General features: G+C 36.6%; 25 protein-coding genes and 2 rRNA genes (1 of these 27 only partly in view). 26 read left to right on the plus strand and 1 reads right to left on the minus strand.

Features of this window, described 5'->3' with window-relative positions:
* The 11 genes from MKY90_RS00165 to rsmI all read left to right on the plus strand — a co-directional run.
* Positions 1-1,094, plus strand: a 23S ribosomal RNA gene (locus MKY90_RS00165); it begins 1,828 nt to the left of the window's first position.
* 49 nt (positions 1,095-1,143) lie between these two features.
* Positions 1,144-1,259: ribosomal RNA gene (gene rrf / locus MKY90_RS00170) — 5S ribosomal RNA — on the plus strand.
* A 198-nt stretch (positions 1,260-1,457) separates the two neighbouring features.
* Positions 1,458-1,637 carry a sigma factor G inhibitor Gin gene (locus tag MKY90_RS00175; protein WP_002130199.1) on the plus strand — a complete coding sequence of 60 codons (180 nt, stop codon included), beginning with the start codon at positions 1,458-1,460 and terminating at the stop codon, positions 1,635-1,637.
* A 79-nt stretch (positions 1,638-1,716) separates the two neighbouring features.
* Positions 1,717-3,138 carry an aminotransferase class I/II-fold pyridoxal phosphate-dependent enzyme gene (locus MKY90_RS00180; RefSeq protein ID WP_033708702.1) on the plus strand — a complete coding sequence of 474 codons (1,422 nt, stop codon included), beginning with the start codon at positions 1,717-1,719 and terminating at the stop codon, positions 3,136-3,138.
* Position 3,139: 1 nt separating this feature from the next.
* The gene (gene tmk / locus MKY90_RS00185) at positions 3,140-3,766 is read left to right on the plus strand and encodes a dTMP kinase (RefSeq protein WP_063219521.1); all 627 of its coding nucleotides are present in this window, start codon (positions 3,140-3,142) and stop codon (positions 3,764-3,766) included.
* 35 nt (positions 3,767-3,801) lie between these two features.
* Complete coding sequence (gene holB / locus MKY90_RS00190; protein WP_002009636.1) at positions 3,802-4,785, plus strand: DNA polymerase III subunit delta'; 984 nt, start codon at positions 3,802-3,804, stop codon at positions 4,783-4,785.
* Positions 4,786-4,790: 5 nt separating this feature from the next.
* A complete protein-coding gene (locus MKY90_RS00195) occupies positions 4,791-5,618 on the plus strand; it encodes a PSP1 domain-containing protein (protein WP_002009637.1) in 828 nt (275 codons plus the stop codon).
* A gap of 14 nt (positions 5,619-5,632) precedes the next feature.
* On the plus strand, positions 5,633-5,983 hold the full coding sequence (gene yabA, locus MKY90_RS00200; RefSeq protein ID WP_002009639.1) for a DNA replication initiation control protein YabA: 351 nt from the start codon (positions 5,633-5,635) through the stop codon (positions 5,981-5,983).
* Positions 5,984-6,103: 120 nt separating this feature from the next.
* The gene (locus MKY90_RS00205) at positions 6,104-6,844 is read left to right on the plus strand and encodes a tRNA1(Val) (adenine(37)-N6)-methyltransferase (protein ID WP_002029328.1); all 741 of its coding nucleotides are present in this window, start codon (positions 6,104-6,106) and stop codon (positions 6,842-6,844) included.
* Positions 6,831-7,121: a GIY-YIG nuclease family protein gene (locus MKY90_RS00210; protein ID WP_002130207.1), complete on the plus strand. Its 291-nt coding sequence runs from the start codon at positions 6,831-6,833 to the stop codon at positions 7,119-7,121. The genes MKY90_RS00205 and MKY90_RS00210 overlap by 14 nt, the downstream gene beginning before the upstream one ends.
* Entirely contained in the window at positions 7,090-7,965 is an 876-nt protein-coding gene (gene rsmI, locus MKY90_RS00215) for a 16S rRNA (cytidine(1402)-2'-O)-methyltransferase (protein WP_002143972.1), read from the plus strand. The genes MKY90_RS00210 and rsmI overlap by 32 nt, the downstream gene beginning before the upstream one ends.
* A gap of 20 nt (positions 7,966-7,985) precedes the next feature.
* On the opposite strand, the gene MKY90_RS00220 is transcribed toward rsmI, so the two are convergent.
* A complete protein-coding gene (locus MKY90_RS00220) occupies positions 7,986-8,270 on the minus strand; it encodes an AbrB/MazE/SpoVT family DNA-binding domain-containing protein (RefSeq protein WP_000843037.1) in 285 nt (94 codons plus the stop codon).
* Between the two features lie 520 nt (positions 8,271-8,790).
* On the opposite strand from MKY90_RS00220, the gene metG reads away from it, so the two are divergent.
* From metG to MKY90_RS00295, 15 genes are all read left to right on the plus strand, one after another.
* Entirely contained in the window at positions 8,791-10,773 is a 1,983-nt protein-coding gene (metG, locus tag MKY90_RS00225) for a methionine--tRNA ligase (protein WP_002029324.1), read from the plus strand.
* A gap of 165 nt (positions 10,774-10,938) precedes the next feature.
* Positions 10,939-11,706, plus strand: coding sequence for a TatD family hydrolase (locus MKY90_RS00230; protein WP_098168780.1), 768 nt, complete (start codon positions 10,939-10,941; stop codon positions 11,704-11,706).
* Positions 11,707-11,966: 260 nt separating this feature from the next.
* The gene (rnmV, locus tag MKY90_RS00235) at positions 11,967-12,524 is read left to right on the plus strand and encodes a ribonuclease M5 (protein WP_002029323.1); all 558 of its coding nucleotides are present in this window, start codon (positions 11,967-11,969) and stop codon (positions 12,522-12,524) included.
* Positions 12,521-13,399, plus strand: coding sequence for a 16S rRNA (adenine(1518)-N(6)/adenine(1519)-N(6))-dimethyltransferase RsmA (rsmA, locus tag MKY90_RS00240; RefSeq protein WP_098168779.1), 879 nt, complete (start codon positions 12,521-12,523; stop codon positions 13,397-13,399). The genes rnmV and rsmA overlap by 4 nt, the downstream gene beginning before the upstream one ends.
* Before the next feature lie 117 nt (positions 13,400-13,516).
* The gene (gene yabG, locus MKY90_RS00245) at positions 13,517-14,380 is read left to right on the plus strand and encodes a sporulation peptidase YabG (protein WP_002009651.1); all 864 of its coding nucleotides are present in this window, start codon (positions 13,517-13,519) and stop codon (positions 14,378-14,380) included.
* A gap of 238 nt (positions 14,381-14,618) precedes the next feature.
* Complete coding sequence (gene veg / locus MKY90_RS00250; RefSeq protein ID WP_002009653.1) at positions 14,619-14,882, plus strand: biofilm formation stimulator Veg; 264 nt, start codon at positions 14,619-14,621, stop codon at positions 14,880-14,882.
* Between the two features lie 92 nt (positions 14,883-14,974).
* A complete protein-coding gene (gene sspF / locus MKY90_RS00255; RefSeq protein ID WP_002094215.1) occupies positions 14,975-15,154 on the plus strand; it encodes an acid-soluble spore protein SspF in 180 nt (59 codons plus the stop codon).
* Between the two features lie 196 nt (positions 15,155-15,350).
* Complete coding sequence (ispE, locus tag MKY90_RS00260) at positions 15,351-16,220, plus strand: 4-(cytidine 5'-diphospho)-2-C-methyl-D-erythritol kinase (protein ID WP_012260164.1); 870 nt, start codon at positions 15,351-15,353, stop codon at positions 16,218-16,220.
* Positions 16,221-16,274: 54 nt separating this feature from the next.
* A complete protein-coding gene (gene purR / locus MKY90_RS00265) occupies positions 16,275-17,123 on the plus strand; it encodes a pur operon repressor (protein WP_002091587.1) in 849 nt (282 codons plus the stop codon).
* Positions 17,124-17,246: 123 nt separating this feature from the next.
* Positions 17,247-17,621, plus strand: coding sequence for a RidA family protein (locus tag MKY90_RS00270; protein ID WP_000869819.1), 375 nt, complete (start codon positions 17,247-17,249; stop codon positions 17,619-17,621).
* 152 nt (positions 17,622-17,773) lie between these two features.
* On the plus strand, positions 17,774-18,067 hold the full coding sequence (gene spoVG / locus MKY90_RS00275; RefSeq protein ID WP_000454042.1) for a septation regulator SpoVG: 294 nt from the start codon (positions 17,774-17,776) through the stop codon (positions 18,065-18,067).
* A 324-nt stretch (positions 18,068-18,391) separates the two neighbouring features.
* Complete coding sequence (gene glmU / locus MKY90_RS00280) at positions 18,392-19,771, plus strand: bifunctional UDP-N-acetylglucosamine diphosphorylase/glucosamine-1-phosphate N-acetyltransferase GlmU (RefSeq protein ID WP_002166365.1); 1,380 nt, start codon at positions 18,392-18,394, stop codon at positions 19,769-19,771.
* Positions 19,772-19,789: 18 nt separating this feature from the next.
* The gene (locus tag MKY90_RS00285) at positions 19,790-20,743 is read left to right on the plus strand and encodes a ribose-phosphate diphosphokinase (protein WP_002091580.1); all 954 of its coding nucleotides are present in this window, start codon (positions 19,790-19,792) and stop codon (positions 20,741-20,743) included.
* A 72-nt stretch (positions 20,744-20,815) separates the two neighbouring features.
* Complete coding sequence (gene pth, locus MKY90_RS00290; RefSeq protein WP_002144538.1) at positions 20,816-21,376, plus strand: aminoacyl-tRNA hydrolase; 561 nt, start codon at positions 20,816-20,818, stop codon at positions 21,374-21,376.
* Between the two features lie 70 nt (positions 21,377-21,446).
* Positions 21,447-21,671, plus strand: a complete 225-nt coding sequence (locus MKY90_RS00295; protein WP_002091576.1) for an anti-sigma-F factor Fin family protein — start codon at positions 21,447-21,449, stop codon at positions 21,669-21,671.
* The last annotated feature ends 71 nt before the right edge of the window (positions 21,672-21,742 follow it).

Consider the following 21,742-nt stretch of genomic DNA (forward strand, 5'->3'; position numbering starts at 1 on the left):
CGTAAGGCGAAGTATAGGGGCTGACACCTGCCCGGTGCTGGAAGGTTAAGGAGAGGGGTTAGCGTAAGCGAAGCTCTGAACTGAAGCCCCAGTAAACGGCGGCCGTAACTATAACGGTCCTAAGGTAGCGAAATTCCTTGTCGGGTAAGTTCCGACCCGCACGAAAGGTGTAACGATTTGGGCACTGTCTCAACCAGAGACTCGGTGAAATTATAGTACCTGTGAAGATGCAGGTTACCCGCGACAGGACGGAAAGACCCCGTGGAGCTTTACTGTAGCCTGATATTGAATTTTGGTACAGTTTGTACAGGATAGGCGGGAGCCATTGAAACCGGAGCGCTAGCTTCGGTGGAGGCGCTGGTGGGATACCGCCCTGACTGTATTGAAATTCTAACCTACGGGTCTTATCGACCCGGGAGACAGTGTCAGGTGGGCAGTTTGACTGGGGCGGTCGCCTCCTAAAGTGTAACGGAGGCGCCCAAAGGTTCCCTCAGAATGGTTGGAAATCATTCGTAGAGTGCAAAGGCATAAGGGAGCTTGACTGCGAGACCTACAAGTCGAGCAGGGACGAAAGTCGGGCTTAGTGATCCGGTGGTTCCGCATGGAAGGGCCATCGCTCAACGGATAAAAGCTACCCCGGGGATAACAGGCTTATCTCCCCCAAGAGTCCACATCGACGGGGAGGTTTGGCACCTCGATGTCGGCTCATCGCATCCTGGGGCTGTAGTCGGTCCCAAGGGTTGGGCTGTTCGCCCATTAAAGCGGTACGCGAGCTGGGTTCAGAACGTCGTGAGACAGTTCGGTCCCTATCCGTCGTGGGCGCAGGAAATTTGAGAGGAGCTGTCCTTAGTACGAGAGGACCGGGATGGACGCACCGCTGGTGTACCAGTTGTTCTGCCAAGGGCATAGCTGGGTAGCTATGTGCGGAAGGGATAAGTGCTGAAAGCATCTAAGCATGAAGCCCCCCTCAAGATGAGATTTCCCATAGCGTAAGCTAGTAAGATCCCTGAAAGATGATCAGGTTGATAGGTTCGAGGTGGAAGCATGGTGACATGTGGAGCTGACGAATACTAATAGATCGAGGACTTAACCATATAATATGAAGCAAATGTTATCTAGTTTTGAAGGAATATACCTTCATAGTTTGGTGATGATGGCAGAGAGGTCACACCCGTTCCCATACCGAACACGGAAGTTAAGCTCTCTAGCGCCGATGGTAGTTGGGACCTTGTCCCTGTGAGAGTAGGACGTCGCCAAGCAAGCTAAAACACAAGTCTTTTGACTTGTGTTTTTTTGTTTTTAAACAGTACATGAAAGAAGTAAAGGGAATACATAAGTAATACAAACACGTTGCCCAAGAATAAATCATATTATATAAAAAATTGATGTATATTTTCCGGAAATTTGTTAAGGAATAGAGGTATATAATATGTTTATTTAAAAAGGGAGGAAAGATTATGAAATTACCAAGTGAAATTTGCATCGTTTGTGAGACAAAAAGAGGGGAAGGAATATATGTATATAATAATTTAATATGTTACGAGTGCGAAAGAAATCTGGTGAATACTGAGACAACTGACCCGAAGTATATACATTATTTAAAACAACTGCGAAAATTAGAAGTATCATATTTTTAAATAGGCATTATGCCTATTATTTTTTTTGCCCTAATATCTGTATAATAGATACAGAATGAATAATAAGGAAGAGATATATATGAATCAAAATCGTATGCCTTTATATGAGGCGCTAATGGAATTTAAAGAAAGGCGACTACTATCTTTTCATGTTCCGGGTCATAAGAATGGTTTAAACTTCCCTCAGAAAGCTTCAGGGGGGTTTAAGGACATATTATCAATTGATGTAACAGAGTTAACAGGATTAGATGATTTACATAGCCCGTTTGAATGTATAGATGAAGCACAGCAATTATTAGCTGAAGTATATGGCGTGCACAAAAGTTATTTTTTAATTAATGGTTCAACAGTTGGAAATTTAGCAATGATTTTGTCTTGCTGCGGCGAACATGATATTGTCCTCGTACAAAGAAATTGTCATAAATCGATCATTAATGGTTTGAAATTAGCAGGGGCTAATCCGGTCTTTTTAAATCCATGGATTGATGAAGTACATAACGTACCAGTAGGTGTTCATGATGAAATTATTAAGGAGGCAATTACAAAGTATCCAAATGCAAAAGCACTTATTTTAACACATCCTAATTACTATGGTATGGGAATTGATTTAGAGGCAAGTATCGCTTACGCACATGCACATAAAATTCCTGTTCTAGTAGATGAAGCCCATGGGGCGCATTTTTGTATAGGGGACCCCTTCCCGAAGTCAGCATTAGTTTATGGTGCGGATATTGTGGTTCATTCCGCACATAAAACATTACCTGCGATGACAATGGGATCTTATTTACATATAAATAGCCGTTTGGTGAGCGAAGAAAAAGTTTCCTCCTATTTAAGTATGCTACAATCTAGTAGCCCATCGTATCCAATTATGGCTTCTCTTGATATAGCACGTTTTGCAATAGCAGTTATAAAGGAAGAGGGTCATGATGAAATCGTTGAGTTTTTACGCCGATTTAAAGAAGGATTGCGATCTATCCCACAAATAGCCATTTTGCAATATCCATCGCAAGATGAATTAAAAGTTACGGTGCAAACTCGCTGTCAGTTATCGGGGTATGAATTACAGTCTGTATTTGAAAAAGTCGGTATATATACGGAAATGGCAGATCCATATAACGTCCTATTTATATTACCGTTACAAGTAAATGAGGGGTATATGAAAGCTATAGAGATCATTCGATTAGCTATGCAGCAATATAAGGTAAAAGACAAGACAGTATCAATTCGTTATACTTATAAAGGGGAGATTTCTCCTTTACCGTATACGTATAAACAATTAGAGAGATACGAAACGAAGTTAGTATCTATAGAAGAAGCCGTTGGTATGATAGCTGCAGAAATGGTGATTCCGTATCCACCTGGAATTCCATTGATCATGTATGGAGAGAGAATTACTCAAGAACATACAAAGCAAATTACTCATTTAGAGAAAACAGGGGCTCGTTTTCAAGGTAGTACGCAATATATGAACGTGTATGATATAGAAAGTAGGTTTTAGGATGAAGGGATTATTTGTAACAATTGAAGGGCCAGAAGGTTCGGGTAAAACAACATTAATTAAAAGTTTATTACCATATTTTGAGCAAAAGGAACAAAAGGTAATGGCGACCAGAGAACCGGGTGGTATTGCAATTTCTGAAGATATTAGAACAATTTTACATAAACAAGAGTATACGATGATGGAAGCACGTACAGAGGCGCTCTTATATGCTGCTGCACGTAGACAACATTTAGTGGAAAAAGTTATGCCAGCACTTGAGGAAAACTATCTTGTACTATGTGATCGTTTTATAGATAGCTCTTTAGCATATCAAGGATATGCAAGAGGCTTAGGTATGGATAAAGTATTTGAAATTAATCGTTTCGCAACGGAAGATTGTATGCCTAGTTTAACAATCTATTTAGATATTGAGCCAGAGGTAGGTTTAGCACGAATTGGAAAAGATGCAGGACGTGAAGTAAATCGACTAGATATGGAAGATATCTCTTTCCATAAACGTGTGCGTGAAGGGTATTTACAAGTTGTAGAGCGTTTCTCTAATCGCATTGTATTAGTAAATGCTGATCAACCAATGAAAAAACTTATAGAAGAAGTTGTTCAGATTATAGAAGGTAAATTGTTATAATAGAAGGAAAGAATGAAATAAGTGAGGTATGCAGTATGATAAATACGTGGGAGCAGCTTTCTGCTATACAGCCCATCGGTGTCAAAATGTTGATGAATAGCATTGCAAAAGAGCGTATATCCCACGCTTACTTGTTAGAGGGAGGGAAAGGGACTGGGAAGTTCGCCACAGCAATTCAAATGGCAAAAAGTTTTCTCTGTTCACAAAGAAATGGTGTAGAGCCTTGTCATGTATGTACGAATTGTCGCCGAATTGATTCAGGTAACTACCCAAACTTACATATTGTAAAACCAGATGGATTATCTATTAAAAAACAGCAAATTCATGATTTACAAGAAGAGTTTTCAAAAACAGGATTAGAAGCAAATAAAAAAGTATATATTATTGAGCATGCAGATCGTATGACAGCAAATGCAGCGAATACGCTCTTAAAGTTTTTAGAAGAACCAAGTAGTGATACAACAGCTATTTTACTTACTGAACAAAGTCATCAGATTTTAAATACAATCTTATCTCGTTGTCAAGTTGTTACGTTTAGGCCGTTGCCTACAGAATCTTTAATTAAGAGGTTAGAGGAAGAAGGTATTACAGTTTCTTTATCTACACTTGCTGCGCAGCTTACAAATAGTTTTGAAGAAGCTTTATTAATGTGTAATGATGAATGGTTTGCACAAGCGAGAGCTTTAGTGATAAAATTATGTGAAGCGCTCGAAAAAGATAAGGCCTCTATTTTTTTTGTACAAGAAAAATGGGGGAAGCACTTTGGAGAGAAAGAACAATTACAGCAAGGCTTAGATATGTTACTCCTTATTTATAAGGATTTATTATATGTTCAACTTGGAGAAGAAGATCGTCTTGTTTTTCATGAGCAGAAAGAGATGTTTGAATCCTTTTCTTATGCTCAGAAGCGCATTGTATCAGCTCTCTTTAATATATTAGAGGCAAAAAATAGAATCAACGCTAATGTAAATGCGCAGCTTGTGTTCGAACAGTTAGTGTTGCGGTTGCAGGAGGGATGACCGTTTTGTATGATGTAGTAGGTGTTCGCTTTAAGAAGGCCGGAAAGGTATATTACTTTGATCCGAATCAGTTCGATATCTCAGAAAATGAGTTTGTAATTGTAGAAACGGTAAGAGGTATTGAGTACGGAAAAGTAGTTATTACCAAAAAGCAAGTTGATGAAAATGACGTTGTATTACCGCTAAAAAAAGTTATTCGTATTGCAAATGAAAATGATCGTACCATTGTTGAAGAGAATAGGCATGCTGCGAAAGAAGCATATCAAGTTTGTCAACAAAAGGTAGGAGAACATAATCTTGATATGAAGCTTGTAGATGTAGAGTATACGTTCGATCGTAATAAGATTATTTTTTACTTTACTGCGGATGGTCGGATTGATTTCCGGGAACTAGTGAAAGACCTAGCGGCAATTTTTAGGACAAGAATTGAGCTGAGACAGATCGGCGTTCGTGACGAAGCAAAAATGCTTGGTGGTATTGGTCCATGTGGTCGTATGCTTTGTTGTTCTACTTTTTTAGGAGATTTTGAACCTGTATCCATTAAAATGGCAAAGGATCAAAATTTATCATTAAATCCTGCAAAAATCTCTGGTTTATGTGGTCGCTTAATGTGTTGCTTAAAATATGAGAATGATGAATATGAGGCAGCAAAGGAACAACTTCCTGATTTAGATCAACGTATACAAACACCGCACGGTACTGGCCGTGTTATCGGATTAAATATTTTAGAAAGATTAATTCAAGTGGAACTAGTAGACAAGGAACGGATAGTAGAATATACGTTAGATGAATTAATGAATAAAGGGGTCGTTTCGAGTCAAACCACAGATTAATGAGGTGGGTGCTTGTGGAGAAAAAGGATATTTTTGCATCGGTTTCTAGTATGGAAGAGCAAATTGGACATTTATACAAACAGTTGGGAGAATTAAAACAACATCTTGCAGAATTATTGGAAGAAAACCAACATATAAAAATGGAAAATGAAAATTTGCGACATCGTTTTGAAGAAGTGCAGAACAAGGAAAAGCAAAAAACTCAAAAACGCAAAGAAATGAAGGCGAAGACAGATATTGGTGAAGGCTACGATAATCTAGCGAGACTATATCAAGAAGGTTTTCATATTTGCAATCTACATTATGGAAGTGTACGTAAAGAGGGAGATTGTTTATTCTGTCTGTCATTTTTAAATAAAAAGTGAGATTACCTTTCCAATATAATTGGAAAGGTAATTTTTTATACATGAGAGTAGAATGAAATTTATTTTTACATTAATAGAAGATGAAATAGGGTAGGTTAAGTGTAAGAAAGGGAGCAATATATGAATTTATATGAAGATGAGCGTTTAGATTACTTATTAGCGCAAGATATGAAGATTGTACAAAGTCCATCAGTATTTAATTTTTCTTTGGATGCTGTTTTACTTGCAGATTTTGCTTGGGTGCCAATTCAAAAAGGTAATTTACTTGATTTGTGTACAGGTAACGCAGTTATCCCTCTTTTATTAAGTACAAGGACAAAAGGGAAAATTACAGGTGTAGAAATTCAAGAGCGCTTATATGATATGGGAATAAGAAGCGTTCAATACAATAATTTAGCAGAAAGAATTCATTTAATCCATGGAGATTTGAAAGATATGCCTGAGAAACTTGGACGTCATCAATATGATGTTGTAACATGTAATCCTCCTTATTTTCAAACACCACAAACTTCTGAGAAGAATATGAATGAACATTTAGCGATAGCTCGTCATGAAATTATGTGCACACTAGAAGATGTTGTATACGCAAGTAGTCAGCTAGTGAAGCAGGGTGGGAAAGTAGCGTTTGTACATCGTCCAGGTCGTTTGCTCGACATCGTCACATTAATGCGTAAATACAAAATTGAACCGAAACGTGTGCGATTTGTTTATCCTAAGGCTGGTAAAGAAGCGAATACATTGTTAATTGAAGGAATTAAGGATGGGAATGCTGATTTAAAAATCTTACCACCTCTTTTTGTATATGAAGAAAACAATGAATATACAAAGGAGCTTCGTTCAATTTTATATGGAGAAGAATAAGCATTGTTTTTATGTGGTGGAGTGTTCTGATGGAAGTTATTATGCTGGATACACGAATCATATAGAAAAACGGATTCAGACCCATAATAGTGGAAAAGGTGCTAGATATACACGCGCTAGACTTCCAGTTGTTTTAAAATATGTAGAGGATCATGAGGATAAACGAACGGCTATGCAAGCTGAGTATCACTTTAAGCAGTTAACGAGGAAAAAAAAAGAAGAATATATGCAAAAAGGAGAACGCTATGTGGCAGCAAAAAAGCTTTCAGCAAAATGAAAAGGGAGTTTTATATTTAGTACCGACTCCAATCGGAAATTTAGAGGATATGACATTTCGTGCAATCCGAATTTTAAAAGAGGCAGACATTATTGCAGCGGAAGATACAAGGCAAACGAAGAAACTTTGTAATTACTTTGAAATTGAAACACCAGTTATGAGTTATCATGAGCATAATAAAGGAGTAAGTGGACGGAAAATTTTAGATAAGTTAGAAGAAGGTAAGACTGTAGCCATTGTGAGCGATGCTGGTATGCCATGTATTTCAGATCCTGGTTATGATATCGTTGTAGAGGCTGTAGCAGAACAATATCATGTTATCCCGCTTCCTGGGGCAAATGCAGCCCTTACAGCATTGATTGCATCAGGACTTGAGACAAAACATTTTTATTTCTATGGTTTCCTGCAAAGAAATAAAAAGGGACGTAAGCTTGAATTAGAAAAACTACGCTATATTCCAACTACAATGATGTTTTATGAGGCGCCACATCGTTTAGATGATACTTTAATCTCTATGCAAGAAGTATTAGGAAATAGGGAAATCGTATTATGTCGTGAGCTAACGAAAAAATTTGAAGAATTTATTCGTGGAACAATTGAAGAAGCGATTGAGTGGACGAAGCAAAATGAAGTTCGTGGTGAGTTTTGTATTTTAGTAGCAGGTTCAACAGAAGAACCTACTCCAGAAGAACAATGGTGGGAAGCTATTTCAGTATATAATCATATTGAACATTATATAAATGAAAAAGGTATGAATTCAAAAGAAGCGATAAAAACAGTCGCTAAAGATCGAGATTTGTCGAAACGAGACGTATATCAAATCTATCATGTGGATAAAAAATAAGCTTCTCATAATTGAGAAGCTTATTTTGCTGTTTCGATATAATCTTGAAGTTCGTTTAAGACTTGTTCAGCGCCTTCTTTACTTAAGATAATTTTACCTTCAGCTAAAGATAGGTTACCATCAGATACTTCACCAGTTACTTGGCAAGTCATGTTTGGTTTATATTTCTTTAAGATGATTTTTTCATCATCAACGTAGATTTCAAGAGCATCCTTTTCTGCAATACCTAAAGTACGGCGTAATTCGATTGGAATTACTACACGACCCAATTCATCAACTTTACGAACGATACCAGTAGATTTCATAATTCTTTTCCTCCTAAATAAATAGTTTATAAGTTTCGAGTCTATTTTTTTGATTCGTCATTTTTCGACAAAATACCCTATGGACATATGATACCAATCATTTACATTTCCGTCAATTATTAAATTCTATATTTTTAAAAAAGATTTATAGATTTTTATACTTCTTATATATGATAGAATGTAAGTCATTTCTACAATTGTTTTGTGTTATTTTTTGTAATGTTTATACTTTTCGGTAAATATATTGTATATTTTTTTTGAATATGAGTAATAGATGATAAAGATATCGAGCATTAACTCGTTTTTATCCCGCTATTTGCGAGCAGTAAGACTCCCACTTTAAAATTTAGCCGGAGCAAAGAAGTTAAGTGGGAGTCGGGCTGCTCGTAAAAGCCCGATTGGTGTGGGCTAATAATCCATGGGGGTGAACCCTCCCCACGGATTAAAGTTTCACTTTATATATGAGTTTTTGATATACTGTTTATAAATACATATGAGGTTATTCGGGAGGTCCAAAACGATGAAAGAGGAAAATAAGTCCTTTTATATTACTACCCCAATTTATTATCCAAGTGGAAAGTTACACATTGGACATGCTTATACGACAGTAGCAGGAGATGCGATGGCACGATATAAGCGTATGCAAGGATACAATGTTCATTATTTAACAGGAACTGATGAGCATGGACAGAAGATCCAAAAGAAAGCAGAAGAACTAAATGTTACACCACAGGCATATGTGGATAACATTGTATCAGGGATTAAAGAACTTTGGGAGAAGATGGATATCTCTTATGATGATTTTATTCGTACAACTGAAGATCGTCATAAAGATGTTGTTGAGAAAATCTTCAAGCAGCTAGTAGATCAAGGCGATATTTATCTTGATGAATATGAAGGTTGGTATTCTGTACAAGATGAAACATTCTATACAGCGCATCAATTAGTAGATCCAATTATGGAAGGTGACAAAGTAGTTGGTGGAAAAAGCCCAGATAGTGGTCACGCTGTAGAACTTGTTCGCGAAGAGTCTTATTTCTTTAGAATGGGTAAATATGTAGACCGACTATTAAAGTTCTATGAAGATAACCCACATTTCATTCAGCCGGAGTCCCGTAAAAATGAAATGATTAATAACTTCATTAAACCAGGATTAGAAGATTTAGCTGTTTCTCGTACTTCATTTGACTGGGGAGTTCGTGTTCCAGGTAACCCAAAACACGTTATTTACGTATGGGTAGATGCGTTGTCTAATTACATTACTGCATTAGGATATGGAACAGAAAATGAAGAGAAGTATAAAAAATTCTGGCCAGCAGATGTCCATTTAGTTGGGAAAGAAATCGTTCGTTTCCACACAATTTATTGGCCAATTATTTTAATGGCTTTAGATTTACCACTTCCGAAGAAAGTCTTTGCTCATGGCTGGATTTTAATGAAGGATGGAAAAATGAGTAAGTCAAAAGGAAACGTAGTAGATCCAGTTACACTAATTGATCGTTACGGATTAGATGCATTGCGTTACTACTTACTTCGCGAAGTTCCATTTGGATCGGATGGAGTATTCACACCAGAAGGATTTGTTGAACGAATCAACTTTGATTTAGCGAATGATTTAGGTAACTTATTAAATCGTACAGTAGCTATGATTGATAAATACTTTAACGGGGAAATCCCTGCATTTAAAGCAAATGTAACTGAGTTCGATGAAACGTTAGTGACATTTGCCAAAGATACATTGAAAAAAGTAGAAGAGGCAATGGAGAATATGGAATTCTCTGTAGCGCTAAGTTCCATTTGGCAATTAGTTAGCCGTACGAACAAATATATTGATGAAACGCAGCCGTGGGTATTAGCGAAGGATGAGAATGATCGCGAAAAACTTGCGTCTGTAATGGCCCACTTAGCTGAGGTACTTCGTCAAACAGGTATTATGCTTATGCCATTCCTAACAGTAGCACCAAGTAAGATGTTTGCTCAACTTGGACTTACTGAAGAGGCGCATAAATCTTGGGAAAGCCTATCTACAATTGGATGTATTCCAGCTGGAACAAAAGTAGAAAAAGGAAACCCAATCTTCCCTCGTTTGGAAATGGAAGTAGAAGTGGGGTATATTAAAGAACAAATGCAAGGTTCTGCTCCTAAAGTAGAAGAGAAAAAAGCAGAAGAACCAAAGGCAGAAGAAATTACAATTGATGATTTCTTTAAAGTAGAATTACGAGTAGCTGAAGTAATATCCGCTGAACCTGTGAAAAAAGCAGATAAGTTGTTAAAAATTCAGCTTGATTTAGGTACAGAGAAGCGCCAAGTGGTTTCTGGGATTGCTAAATTCTATTCCCCAGAAGAACTAAAAGGTAAAAAGGTTATTTGTGTAACGAATTTAAAACCTGTAAAATTACGTGGTGAATTATCACAAGGTATGATTTTAGCAGGTGAAGAGAATGGCGTATTGTCATTAGCGTCAATTGACCAGAATTTACCAAATGGTACAAAAATCAAGTAATTGAGACAAGAAAAGAGATGTTTCACGTGTAACATTGGTGAAGCGTCTTTTTTCTTTTTACATTCCGTTTTTTGCATTAAAATTGAAGTATTGTTATCGTTAAGTTAGAAAGAGTGTAGTTTTTCTATGAGAGAATTGATTTCAATATAAAAGGAGTTATTTATTATGTTGTTTGATACACATTCACATTTAAATGCAGAGCAATTTGAAGAAGATTTACAAGAAGTTATCGCGAGAATGAAAGAAGCGGGAGTTACATATACAGTTGTTGTTGGATTTGATGAAGTAACGATAAAGAAAGCAATTGAATTAGCAGAGGGTTATGATTTTATTTACGCTGCAGTTGGATGGCATCCTGTTGATGCAATCGATATGAAAGAAGAACATTTAGCTTGGTTAGAAGAATTAGCGGCTCATCCTAAAGTAGTTGCAATTGGGGAAATGGGATTAGATTATCACTGGGATAAGTCTCCAAAAGAAATACAGAAGGAAGTATTCCGTAAACAAATTGCATTAGCGAAAAAGGTGAAATTACCGATTATTATACATAACCGCGATGCAACTCAAGATATTGTTGATATCCTAGAGGAAGAGAATGCAGCTGAAGTAGGGGGCATTATGCATTGCTTTAGCGGTAGTGTAGAAGTAGCGCAGCGATGTGTCGATATGAACTTTTTAATTTCATTAGGTGGGCCAGTAACATTTAAAAATGCCAAGAAACCGAAAGAAGTTGCTATGGAGATTCCGTTAGAAAAATTATTGATAGAGACAGATTGCCCGTATTTAACACCACACCCATTTCGAGGGAAACGAAATGAACCTAGTTATGTAAAACTGGTAGCAGAAGAAATTGCGAATTTAAAAGGAATTTCTTATGACGAAGTAGCACAAGTAACAACAAAGAATGCCAAATCCTTATTTGGTGTTGAATAAAAAAGAATGGGGAGTCCCATTCTTTTTTTGTTTTTTGAGAAGAGAGACAGTAGAAGTGATAAGAACCCACTATTTACTCATAACATAAGTGTAGAAATATTGCGGATAAATTAAGATGGAGATAGAAGTGTTACAATAAGGATAGTGAACAAAGATTTTTCTCTTCTACTTTTTAAAATGTACGATTGGGAAAATAATAATGGAAAAGTCGTCATTTTTTTGTTTTACTAAGTAGAGATGAAAAGAGTGTGGAGGCAAGCATGAAAATTAAAGAGATTATCGTTGTAGAAGGTAAAGATGATACAGTTGCGATTAAACGTGCTGTTGATGCGGATACAATCGAAACGAACGGTTCAGCAATCGGTGATCACGTTATTGAGCAAGTTAAATTAGCGCAGCAAAAACGAGGCGTTATTATTTTCACAGATCCGGATTATCCTGGAGAGCGTATTCGAAAAATTATTTCTGACAAGGTTCCTGGATGTAAGCATGCTTTTTTAACGAAGGAAGAAGCACTTGCTAAAAGGAAAAAAGGTGTTGGAATCGAACATGCTTCTAATGAGTCGATTCGCCGTGCTTTAGAGAATATACATGAAGAAATGGAAGCTTACACAAGTGAAATTAGTTGGAGTGATCTAGTCGATGCGGGCTTAGTGGGCGGAGAAATGGCAAAGAGTCGCAGAGAAAGAGTGGGTAAGCTATTAAAGATTGGTTATACAAACGCAAAACAGTTACATAAACGTTTACAAATGTTTCAGGTTTCAAAGGAATCATTTGCAGAAGCTTATAAGCAAGTAATACAGGAGGAAAAAAAATGAAGGATATCGCAACACCAAATCGTACGAAAGACATTGTTGAAAAGTATGGATTTTCATTCAAAAAAAGTTTAGGACAAAATTTTTTAATTGATACGAATGTATTAAATCGTATCGTTGATCACGCAGAAATCGGTTCAGAAAGTGGTGCAATTGAAATTGGACCAGGTATCGGTGCATTAACAGAGCAATTGGCAAAGCGTGCTAAAAAAGTAGTGGCTTTTGAAATTGATCAGAGATTATTACCAATTTTAGACGAGACGTTAGCTCCATATAGCAACGTTACAGTTATAAATAAAGATGTACTAAAAGCAGATGTACATGAAGTGTTTAGTGAGCAATTTGAAGAAGGACAAGATGTAATGGTAGTAGCTAACTTACCATACTATATTACAACGCCAATTTTATTTAAATTGCTTGAAGAAAAATTACCTGTTCGTGGATTTGTGGTTATGATGCAAAAAGAAGTTGGGGATCGTTTAGCTGCTAAACCAGGAACGAAAGAGTATGGTTCTTTATCAATTGCCATTCAGTATTATACAGAGGTAGAAACAGTTATGACTGTACCGCGTACAGTGTTTGTGCCACAACCAAATGTTGATTCTGCGATTATTCGTCTTCTAAAGCGTCCTAAACCAGTTGTAGAAGTGACAAATGAAACTTTCTTCTTTGAAGTAGTACGAGCGAGTTTCGCACAGCGTCGTAAAACTTTAATGAATAATTTATCAAATAATTTAAATGGTTTCCCGAAAGATAAAGAGCTGTTGGATCGAATTTTGACAGAAGTAGGAATTGATCCGAAGCGAAGAGGCGAAACGCTATCTATCGAAGAGTTTGCAACATTAAGTAATGCATTAATTCTTCATAAATTGTCATAAGGATATGAAAGGGACAGTTCAACTTGAGCTGTCCCTTTTGTCACCTTTCCTTTCCTAAATTCATACTTTAAAAACAGGTAAGATGGCCTAACGAGTTTGGAGTTTGGAGGTAGGAGAATGGATTTACATGTTGGAGAATTAGTTGAACGATATTCTCATAATAGGGATATTCTTTTTCGTATTATAGAAATAAAAGGCGATATGGCAATATTATTTGGAGAGGAAATTAGACTTGTGGCGGATGCACCACTTGCAGATTTGGTTAGTATAGATCAACGAGAACATAAAAATAGAGTGAAGCGTGAAAAAGAAACGATGGAGCGTACTTACCGGTTGTTTCAGCAAGATTACGTGTTGATGAAACAAAGACATGAACATAATTCAACTGGTGGATATACAAGTGAAGTGAATTATTTTCAAATGCCAGGACGTGTATTGCATATAGATGGAGATCCTTTATATTTGCGCAAGTGCTTAGATTTATATAATAAAATAGGCGTTCCTGTTCAAGGTATTCATTGTAAGGAAACGGAGATGCATGAAAAGGTAGTAGACTTAATAGATCATTTTCGCCCAGATATTTTAGTTATTACAGGACATGATGCATATACAAAGTCAAAAGGAGTTATGGGAGATTTAGCAGCATATAGACATTCTAGACATTTTGTACAGGCCGTTCGAGAAGTGCGGAAAAAGTATCCATCGTTAGATCAACTCGTTATTTTTGCTGGGGCTTGTCAATCACACTTTGAGGCGTTGATTCGGGCAGGTGCTAATTTTGCTAGTTCACCGTCTAGAATTAATATTCATGCTCTAGATCCTGTATATGTAGTTGGCAAAATTAGTTTCACTTCATTTATGGAAAGAGTAAATGTATGGGACGTTGTGCGTAATACAATTACTGGCGAAAAGGGACTAGGCGGAATTGAAACAAGAGGGATTTTACGAACAGGATTGCCCTTTCAACATTATGACGAATGAGCAAGGTACATACGTATCTTGCTTTTTTATATGGAAATGATTTAAATGAGTCTGGATAAAAAGCGGCAAGAACGTGCAGACTATACAATGATACTTTTAGAATATAGTATTTCTTCTATCTATTTGAACGCACGATGCTTTTATAATGATATTGTCTGTGAATTGCGGTTAATAATTGGGATAGATATATCGTGTTTTAAGTGTTCAATCTAAATTACAGCGAGGTGTAGCAAAGTATATGTCAAAACGTTTAGATGAAATTAAAAGCGAATTAGATCACCATCTTGGACAGCGACTTATGTTAAAGGCAAATAGTGGGAGAAGAAAAACTGTGGAGCAATCAGGTGTACTTGCAGAAACGTATCGTTCTGTGTTTGTTGTACAATTAGACCAGCAAGAAGATGCATTGCAACGTGTATCTTATAGTTATGCAGATGTTTTAACAGAGACAGTAGAGCTAACATTTTACGATGAATCTCAAAATGAAGTATTTTATAATTAATGTATTTTTTTGTTACATATATTCCCATAAATGAAAAGCTATATTATTTTGCATACTAATTATACCGTAGCAAAATAAGGAGGGACTCTGCATTGAGTAGACGAAGAGGAGTCATGTCAAATCAATTTAAAGAAGAGCTTGCAAAAGAGCTTGGCTTTTATGATGTTGTTCAGAAAGAAGGATGGGGCGGAATTCGTGCGAAAGATGCTGGTAATATGGTGAAACGTGCTATAGAAATTGCAGAACAGCAATTAATGAAACGAAACCAGTAGTTGTAAGATACTTTCTATGCTGCGGTAGCCGAGGAGAGATTCCTCGGCTTTTTGCACGCTAAAAGGTGCCATCATTTGACATAAGTAGTTTCATTCTGAATGCTTTTCGATATAATTAGGGAAGTGTCATCGTCTTACTATAAATTTATGGTAAAATAAACGATAAAAGATTGAGTACATAGAGTGGGTGAATAGATTGAAGCTACTAGTGAAAGCACCAGCAAAGATTAATCTGTCGTTAGATGTACTGGGAAAAAGACAAGATGGATATCATGAAGTGAAAATGATTATGACAACAATCGACTTGGCAGATCGTTTAGAGCTTACGGAATTAGCAGAAGACCGTATTGAAATTTTGTCCCATAATCGGTATGTCCCAGACGACCAACGCAATTTAGCTTATCAAGCAGCGAAATTATTAAAAGTGAAGTTTAATGTAAAAAAAGGTGTGTCTATTACTATTGAAAAAACGATTCCAGTAGCCGCTGGATTAGCAGGTGGAAGTAGTGATGCAGCAGCGACATTACGTGGCCTTAATAAGTTATGGAATTTAGGGCTAACAATCGATGAATTAGCAAAGCTTGGCGCAGAAATTGGGTCAGATGTATCGTTCTGTGTATATGGTGGAACTGCTATTGCCACTGGAAGAGGAGAAGAAATTGAACATATAAAGACTCCGCCTTCTTGTTGGGTTGTTTTAGCAAAGCCCCACATTGGTGTATCTACTGCTGACGTGTACGGAAATTTAAAATTAAATCGTGTTACTCATCCAAATGTAGATAAAATGGTTGAAGTCATTAACCATGGCGATTATAAAGGAATTTGTGATACTGTTGGTAACGTTTTAGAAGATGTGACGTTTGCGATGCATCCCGAGGTTGCACGTATTAAATCACAGATGAAACGCTTTGGGGCAGATGCCGTATTAATGAGTGGAAGTGGCCCAACTGTATTTGGTCTTGTACACCATGATTCGCGAATGCACCGCATATATAACGGGTTAAAAGGATTTTGCGAGCAAGTATATGCAGTGCGTTTATTAGGAGAGCGAGAAACGCTTGAATAAAGACGTATAATACGTTATGATTTGTTTAGAATATTCGTGATTTGAGGTGAGAGTATGAAAATTAGACGAAGTACAAGATTGGTCGATTTGACGTATTACTTGTTACAAAATCCTCGTCAGCTAGTTTCTCTCACTTTTTTTGCTGAAAGGTATCAATCGGCTAAATCTTCCATTAGTGAAGATTTAGTTATTATTAAGCAAACGTTTGAACAACAAGGTGTCGGCACATTGCAAACGGTACCAGGAGCAGCAGGAGGAGTGAAATATATTCCTTATATAAGTGAAGAAGAGGCAAATCTGATTATTAACGAGCTTTGTAGCTTATTTGAAAACCCAGACCGTATTTTGCCTGGCGGTTACTTATATATGACGGATCTTTTAAGTAATCCTCGCCAGATTAATGGCGCAGGTCGTTTATTTGCTTCTGTTTTTGCTAGGCAACCAATTGATGCGGTTATGACGGTAGCGACAAAAGGAATTCCGCTTGCTTATGCAGTAGCGAACTACTTAGATGTACCGGTAGTAATTGCGAGAAAAGATAATAAGGTAACAGAAGGACCCACTGTTAGTATTAACTATGTATCAGGTTCCTCTAAGCGAATCCAAACGATGACTTTAGCAAAGCGTAGCCTTCCAGAAGGGTCCAATGTTTTAATTATTGATGACTTTATGAAAGCAGGCGGAACCATTCAAGGTATGATGAGCATGCTAGAAGAGTTTAAAGCTAATGTTGTTGGGATTGGCGTATTAGTAGAGTCTACGGATATTGAAGAAAGACTTATTAATAACTTTGTATCATTAATTCGTCTGTCAGAAGTTGATGTGAAAGAAAAAGCAATTCAAGTGGAAAAGGGGAATTATGCACTTGCACCATTTGATAAAGGGCTTGTAGAGGCTGAGTAAAAAGGTAAAGCAGATAGCTTTACCTTTTTTTATTCCTATTTATAAATTACAAAATAGATGGACAAACTGCCTTTGGTACACTATTTTTAAAGAGTAAAAATAAATAATAAAAGGGTGAAAAGTATGAAAGTTGTTCAAACAAGCAAAGCACCACAGGCAATCGGACCATATTCACAAGGGATTATTGTAAATAATATGTTCTATAGTTCAGGACAAATTCCGTTAACGGCAAGTGGAGAACTTGTAACAGGAGATGTAACAGTACAAACAGAGCAAGTATTTGAAAATTTACAAGCGGTATTAGCAGAAGCAGGTGCTTCATTTGATACAGTGGTAAAAACAACAGTATTCTTGAAGGATATGGATGATTTTAATGCTGTTAATGAAGTATACGGTTCTTATTTCTCTACTCATAAACCAGCGCGTTCTTGTGTACAAGTAGCAAAATTACCGAAAGATGTTTCTGTTGAAATCGAAGTAATTGCCCTAGTTAAGTAACTCTTTGTAAGCGATAACCTCTACTAATCCTTATATTCAACTACAATAAAAATTTTTATCTTAAAAATTTTTAAAAAATTAAAGGAAAAATAGAAATTTTGTGGAATTTATACAAATATATCGCTTATTTAGAAAAGGGTGGTGAACACAAGATGGAAGTGACTGACGTAAGATTACGCCGCGTAAACACAGAAGGCCGCATGAGAGCAATTGCCTCTATTACTCTAGACCATGAATTTGTTGTTCATGATATTCGTGTAATTGATGGTAATAATGGATTATTTGTAGCAATGCCAAGTAAACGTACTCCAGATGGAGAATTCCGTGACATTGCACACCCAATTAATTCTAATACACGCTCTAAAATTCAAGATGCGGTTTTAACAGAGTATCATCGTTTAGGCGAGTTAGAAGAGGTTGAGTTTGAAGAAGCAGGCGCTTCGTAAAATTCGAATGAAAAGGGCTTTTGAAAGAAAGTCTTATAATTTTGTAGCAAACTCCTGTAAGCATTTACAGGAGTTTGTTTTTTTTTGAATAATACACGTTTCTAATTATAAAAATTCATATTTTGAAAAAATAAAGATGAAAAACTTCTAATTTTTTCAAAATCATTTAAAATAGTATAGCTTATTCCTTAAAAAAGATACTAAAGAGTAAAACATCTTATAAGAATTATGGTAAAATTTAATAGTTATAATGTGTTTCTTGAAATATATGATGATTTAGGATAATATCGTTAATGGATAAATAGGTTGCGATGGAGGGTCTATATGTCAAACAGATTTGCAGTGATTCTAGCTGCAGGTAAAGGCACACGTATGAAGTCCAAGCTATACAAAGTGCTGCATCCTGTATGTGGAAAACCAATGGTACAACATGTAGTCAATGAAGTATCTCAATTAGGATTGCAGAAACTTGTAACAGTCGTTGGACATGGTGCTGAAAAGGTACAAGAACAGCTAGGAAACGTAAGTGAGTTTGCATTACAAGCAGAACAACTTGGTACAGCTCATGCTGTCGATCAAGCTGCAAGTGTACTTGCAAATGAAGAGGGAACAACTTTAGTTATTTGTGGTGATACACCTCTAATAACTGCTGAAACGATGGAAGCATTGCTTCAGCAACACGAAGAAGCGGGAGCAATGGCGACGGTACTAACAGCGTACATAGAAGAGCCTGCTGGATATGGCCGTATCGTTCGTAATGAGAATGGTCATGTTGAAAAGATTGTTGAGCATAAGGATGCGAATGAAAAAGAATTAGCTATTAAAGAAATCAATACAGGTACGTATTGTTTTGATAATAAAGCTTTATTTGCTTCACTTTCTAAAGTTTCAAATGATAATGTACAGGGCGAATATTACCTTCCGGACGTTATTGAAATTTTAAAAAATGAAGGTCATATTGTATCAGCTTATCAAACAGAGCACTTCGATGAAACGTTAGGTGTTAACGACAGAGTCGCTCTATCGCAAGCGGAAATTATTATGAAAAATCGTATCAACAGAAAGAACATGGTAAATGGTGTTACAATTATTGATCCAAGTAACACATACATTTCTGCGGATGCAGTTATTGGTAGTGATACAGTTCTTCACCCAGGAACGGTTATTGAGGGGAACACTGTAATTGGTTCTGATTGTGAAATTGGACCGCATACAGTAATTCGCGATAGTGAAATTGGAGATCGTACGGTAATTCGTCAATCTACTGTACATGACAGCAAACTTGGTACAGAAGTATCAGTTGGTCCATTTGCACATATTCGCCCAGATTCAGTTATTGGAGATGAAGTGCGCGTTGGAAACTTCGTAGAAATCAAAAAAACTGTTTTTGGTAATAGAAGTAAAGCTTCACACTTAAGTTATATCGGGGATGCACAAGTTGGAGAAGACGTGAATCTTGGTTGTGGTTCAATTACGGTGAACTACGACGGCAAGAATAAATTTAAAACTGTAATTGGTAACGGGGTATTTATTGGATGTAATTCAAACCTTGTTGCGCCTGTAACAGTTGAAGATGGTGCTTATGTGGCAGCAGGCTCTACAATAACAGAGAATGTTCCATCAAAAGCATTATCAGTAGCACGTGCACGTCAAGTTAACAAAGAAGACTATGTTGATCAATTGCTGAATAAGAAAAAATCATAATGTGGAGGGTTAATCTAGATGTCGACTCAATATCTAAATTCTAATTTGAAAGTATTCTCTTTAAACTCTAATAAGGAACTTGCTGAGCAAATCGCAAAGCATATTGGAGTAGGACTAGGAAAATGTTCTGTTGATCGTTTTAGTGATGGAGAAGTTCAAATTAACATTGAAGAAAGTATCCGTGGTTGCGATGTATTCATTATTCAATCTACAAGCTTCCCAGTAAACGAACATATCATGGAATTACTTATTATGATTGATGCATTAAAACGTGCATCTGCAAAAACAATTAATATTGTTATTCCTTACTATGGTTATGCGCGTCAAGACCGTAAAGCGCGTTCTCGTGAACCAATTACATCGAAACTTGTAGCAAACTTGCTTGAAACAGCAGGTGCAACTCGTGTAATCACTCTAGATTTACATGCTCCACAAATTCAAGGATTCTTTGATATCCCGATCGACCACTTAATGGGTGTACCGATTCTTTCAGACTACTTTGAAGCAAAAGGCCTTAAAGATATCGTAATCGTATCTCCTGATCACGGTGGTGTAACTCGTGCTAGAAAAATGGCAGATCGCCTAAAAGCGCCAATCGCTATTATTGATAAGCGTCGTCCTCGTCCGAATGTATCTGAGGTAATGAACATTATCGGTAACATCGAAGGCAAAACAGCAATTTTAATTGATGACATCATTGATACAGCTGGTACAATTACATTAGCGGCAAACGCTCTTGTTGAGAACGGTGCTTCTGAAGTATATGCTTGCTGTACACACCCAGTATTATCTGGTCCAGCAATTGAGCGTATTCAAAATTCGAATATTAAAGAGTTAGTTGTAACGAACTCTATCGTATTACCAGAAGAGAAGAAAATTGATAAAGTACATGAACTTTCAGTTGCTCCATTAATCGGAGAAGCAATCATTCGTGTATACGAAGAAGAATCTGTAAGTGTATTATTCAATTAATTGGATAGAATGAGACGTAACCAAGCTTGGTTACGTCTTTTCGTATCGAAAAAAGAAAGTAGTGGTACAAGAATGAAATTAATAGTAGGACTTGGGAACCCAGGTAGAGAATATGAATTAACAAGGCATAATATTGGATTTATGGCAATCGATGAACTTGCAAAACGTTGGAGTATTTCTTTGAATGAACAAAAGTTTAAAGGGGTATTTGGCGCAGGTTTTGTTAATGGGGAAAAAGTAATCTTACTAAAGCCACTTACATATATGAATTTATCTGGGGAAAGTATCCGTCCACTCATGGATTATTATAAAATTGATGTCGAGGACTTCATTGTTATGTACGATGATTTAGATATTCCTGTAGGTAAATTACGCCTTCGCATGAAAGGTAGTGCGGGTGGACATAATGGTGTGAAATCAACAATTTCACATTTAGGAACACAAGAATTTCAACGTATCCGCATGGGAATCGATCGTCCGAAAAATGGGATGAAAGTAGTGGATTACGTATTAGGACGTTTTACATCTGAAGAAATATCTGGCGTTAATCAATCCATTGAAAATGCAGCAGATGCATGTGAGGAATGGTTAAATAAACCTTTTCTCCAAATCATGAATACTTTTAATAGTTAAGCGCACAATCTGGAATATTTTATTTTGTTTTATCCCATACTAGTAGCAATTGGATATTTAGGAGGCTAGTATGGAAGGTTATTATTACTGTAGACATTGTGGAAGTAATGTGGGCTCCATTATCGCAGAAAAAGTATATAGCGACGTTTTGTTTCAACTAACAGAGCAAGAAGTAGTGGATATGATTCATTTTCATGAGAATGGAAATATATATATAAAAACGATTTGTGAATCGTGTCAAGAAACGCTCGCATCTTATCCTGAGTATTATGAATATGAAAAATTTCTGCAATAAAATGTTGTCGCTTTGGCATGTCCAAAGCATTTTTCTGTTTTCTTTTTCCAAAATATTTGCATAAAATATAG

It is taken from the genome of Bacillus sp. FSL P2-0099 (genome assembly GCF_038007445.1).
Taxonomy (GTDB): domain Bacteria; phylum Bacillota; class Bacilli; order Bacillales; family Bacillaceae_G; genus Bacillus_A; species Bacillus_A mycoides.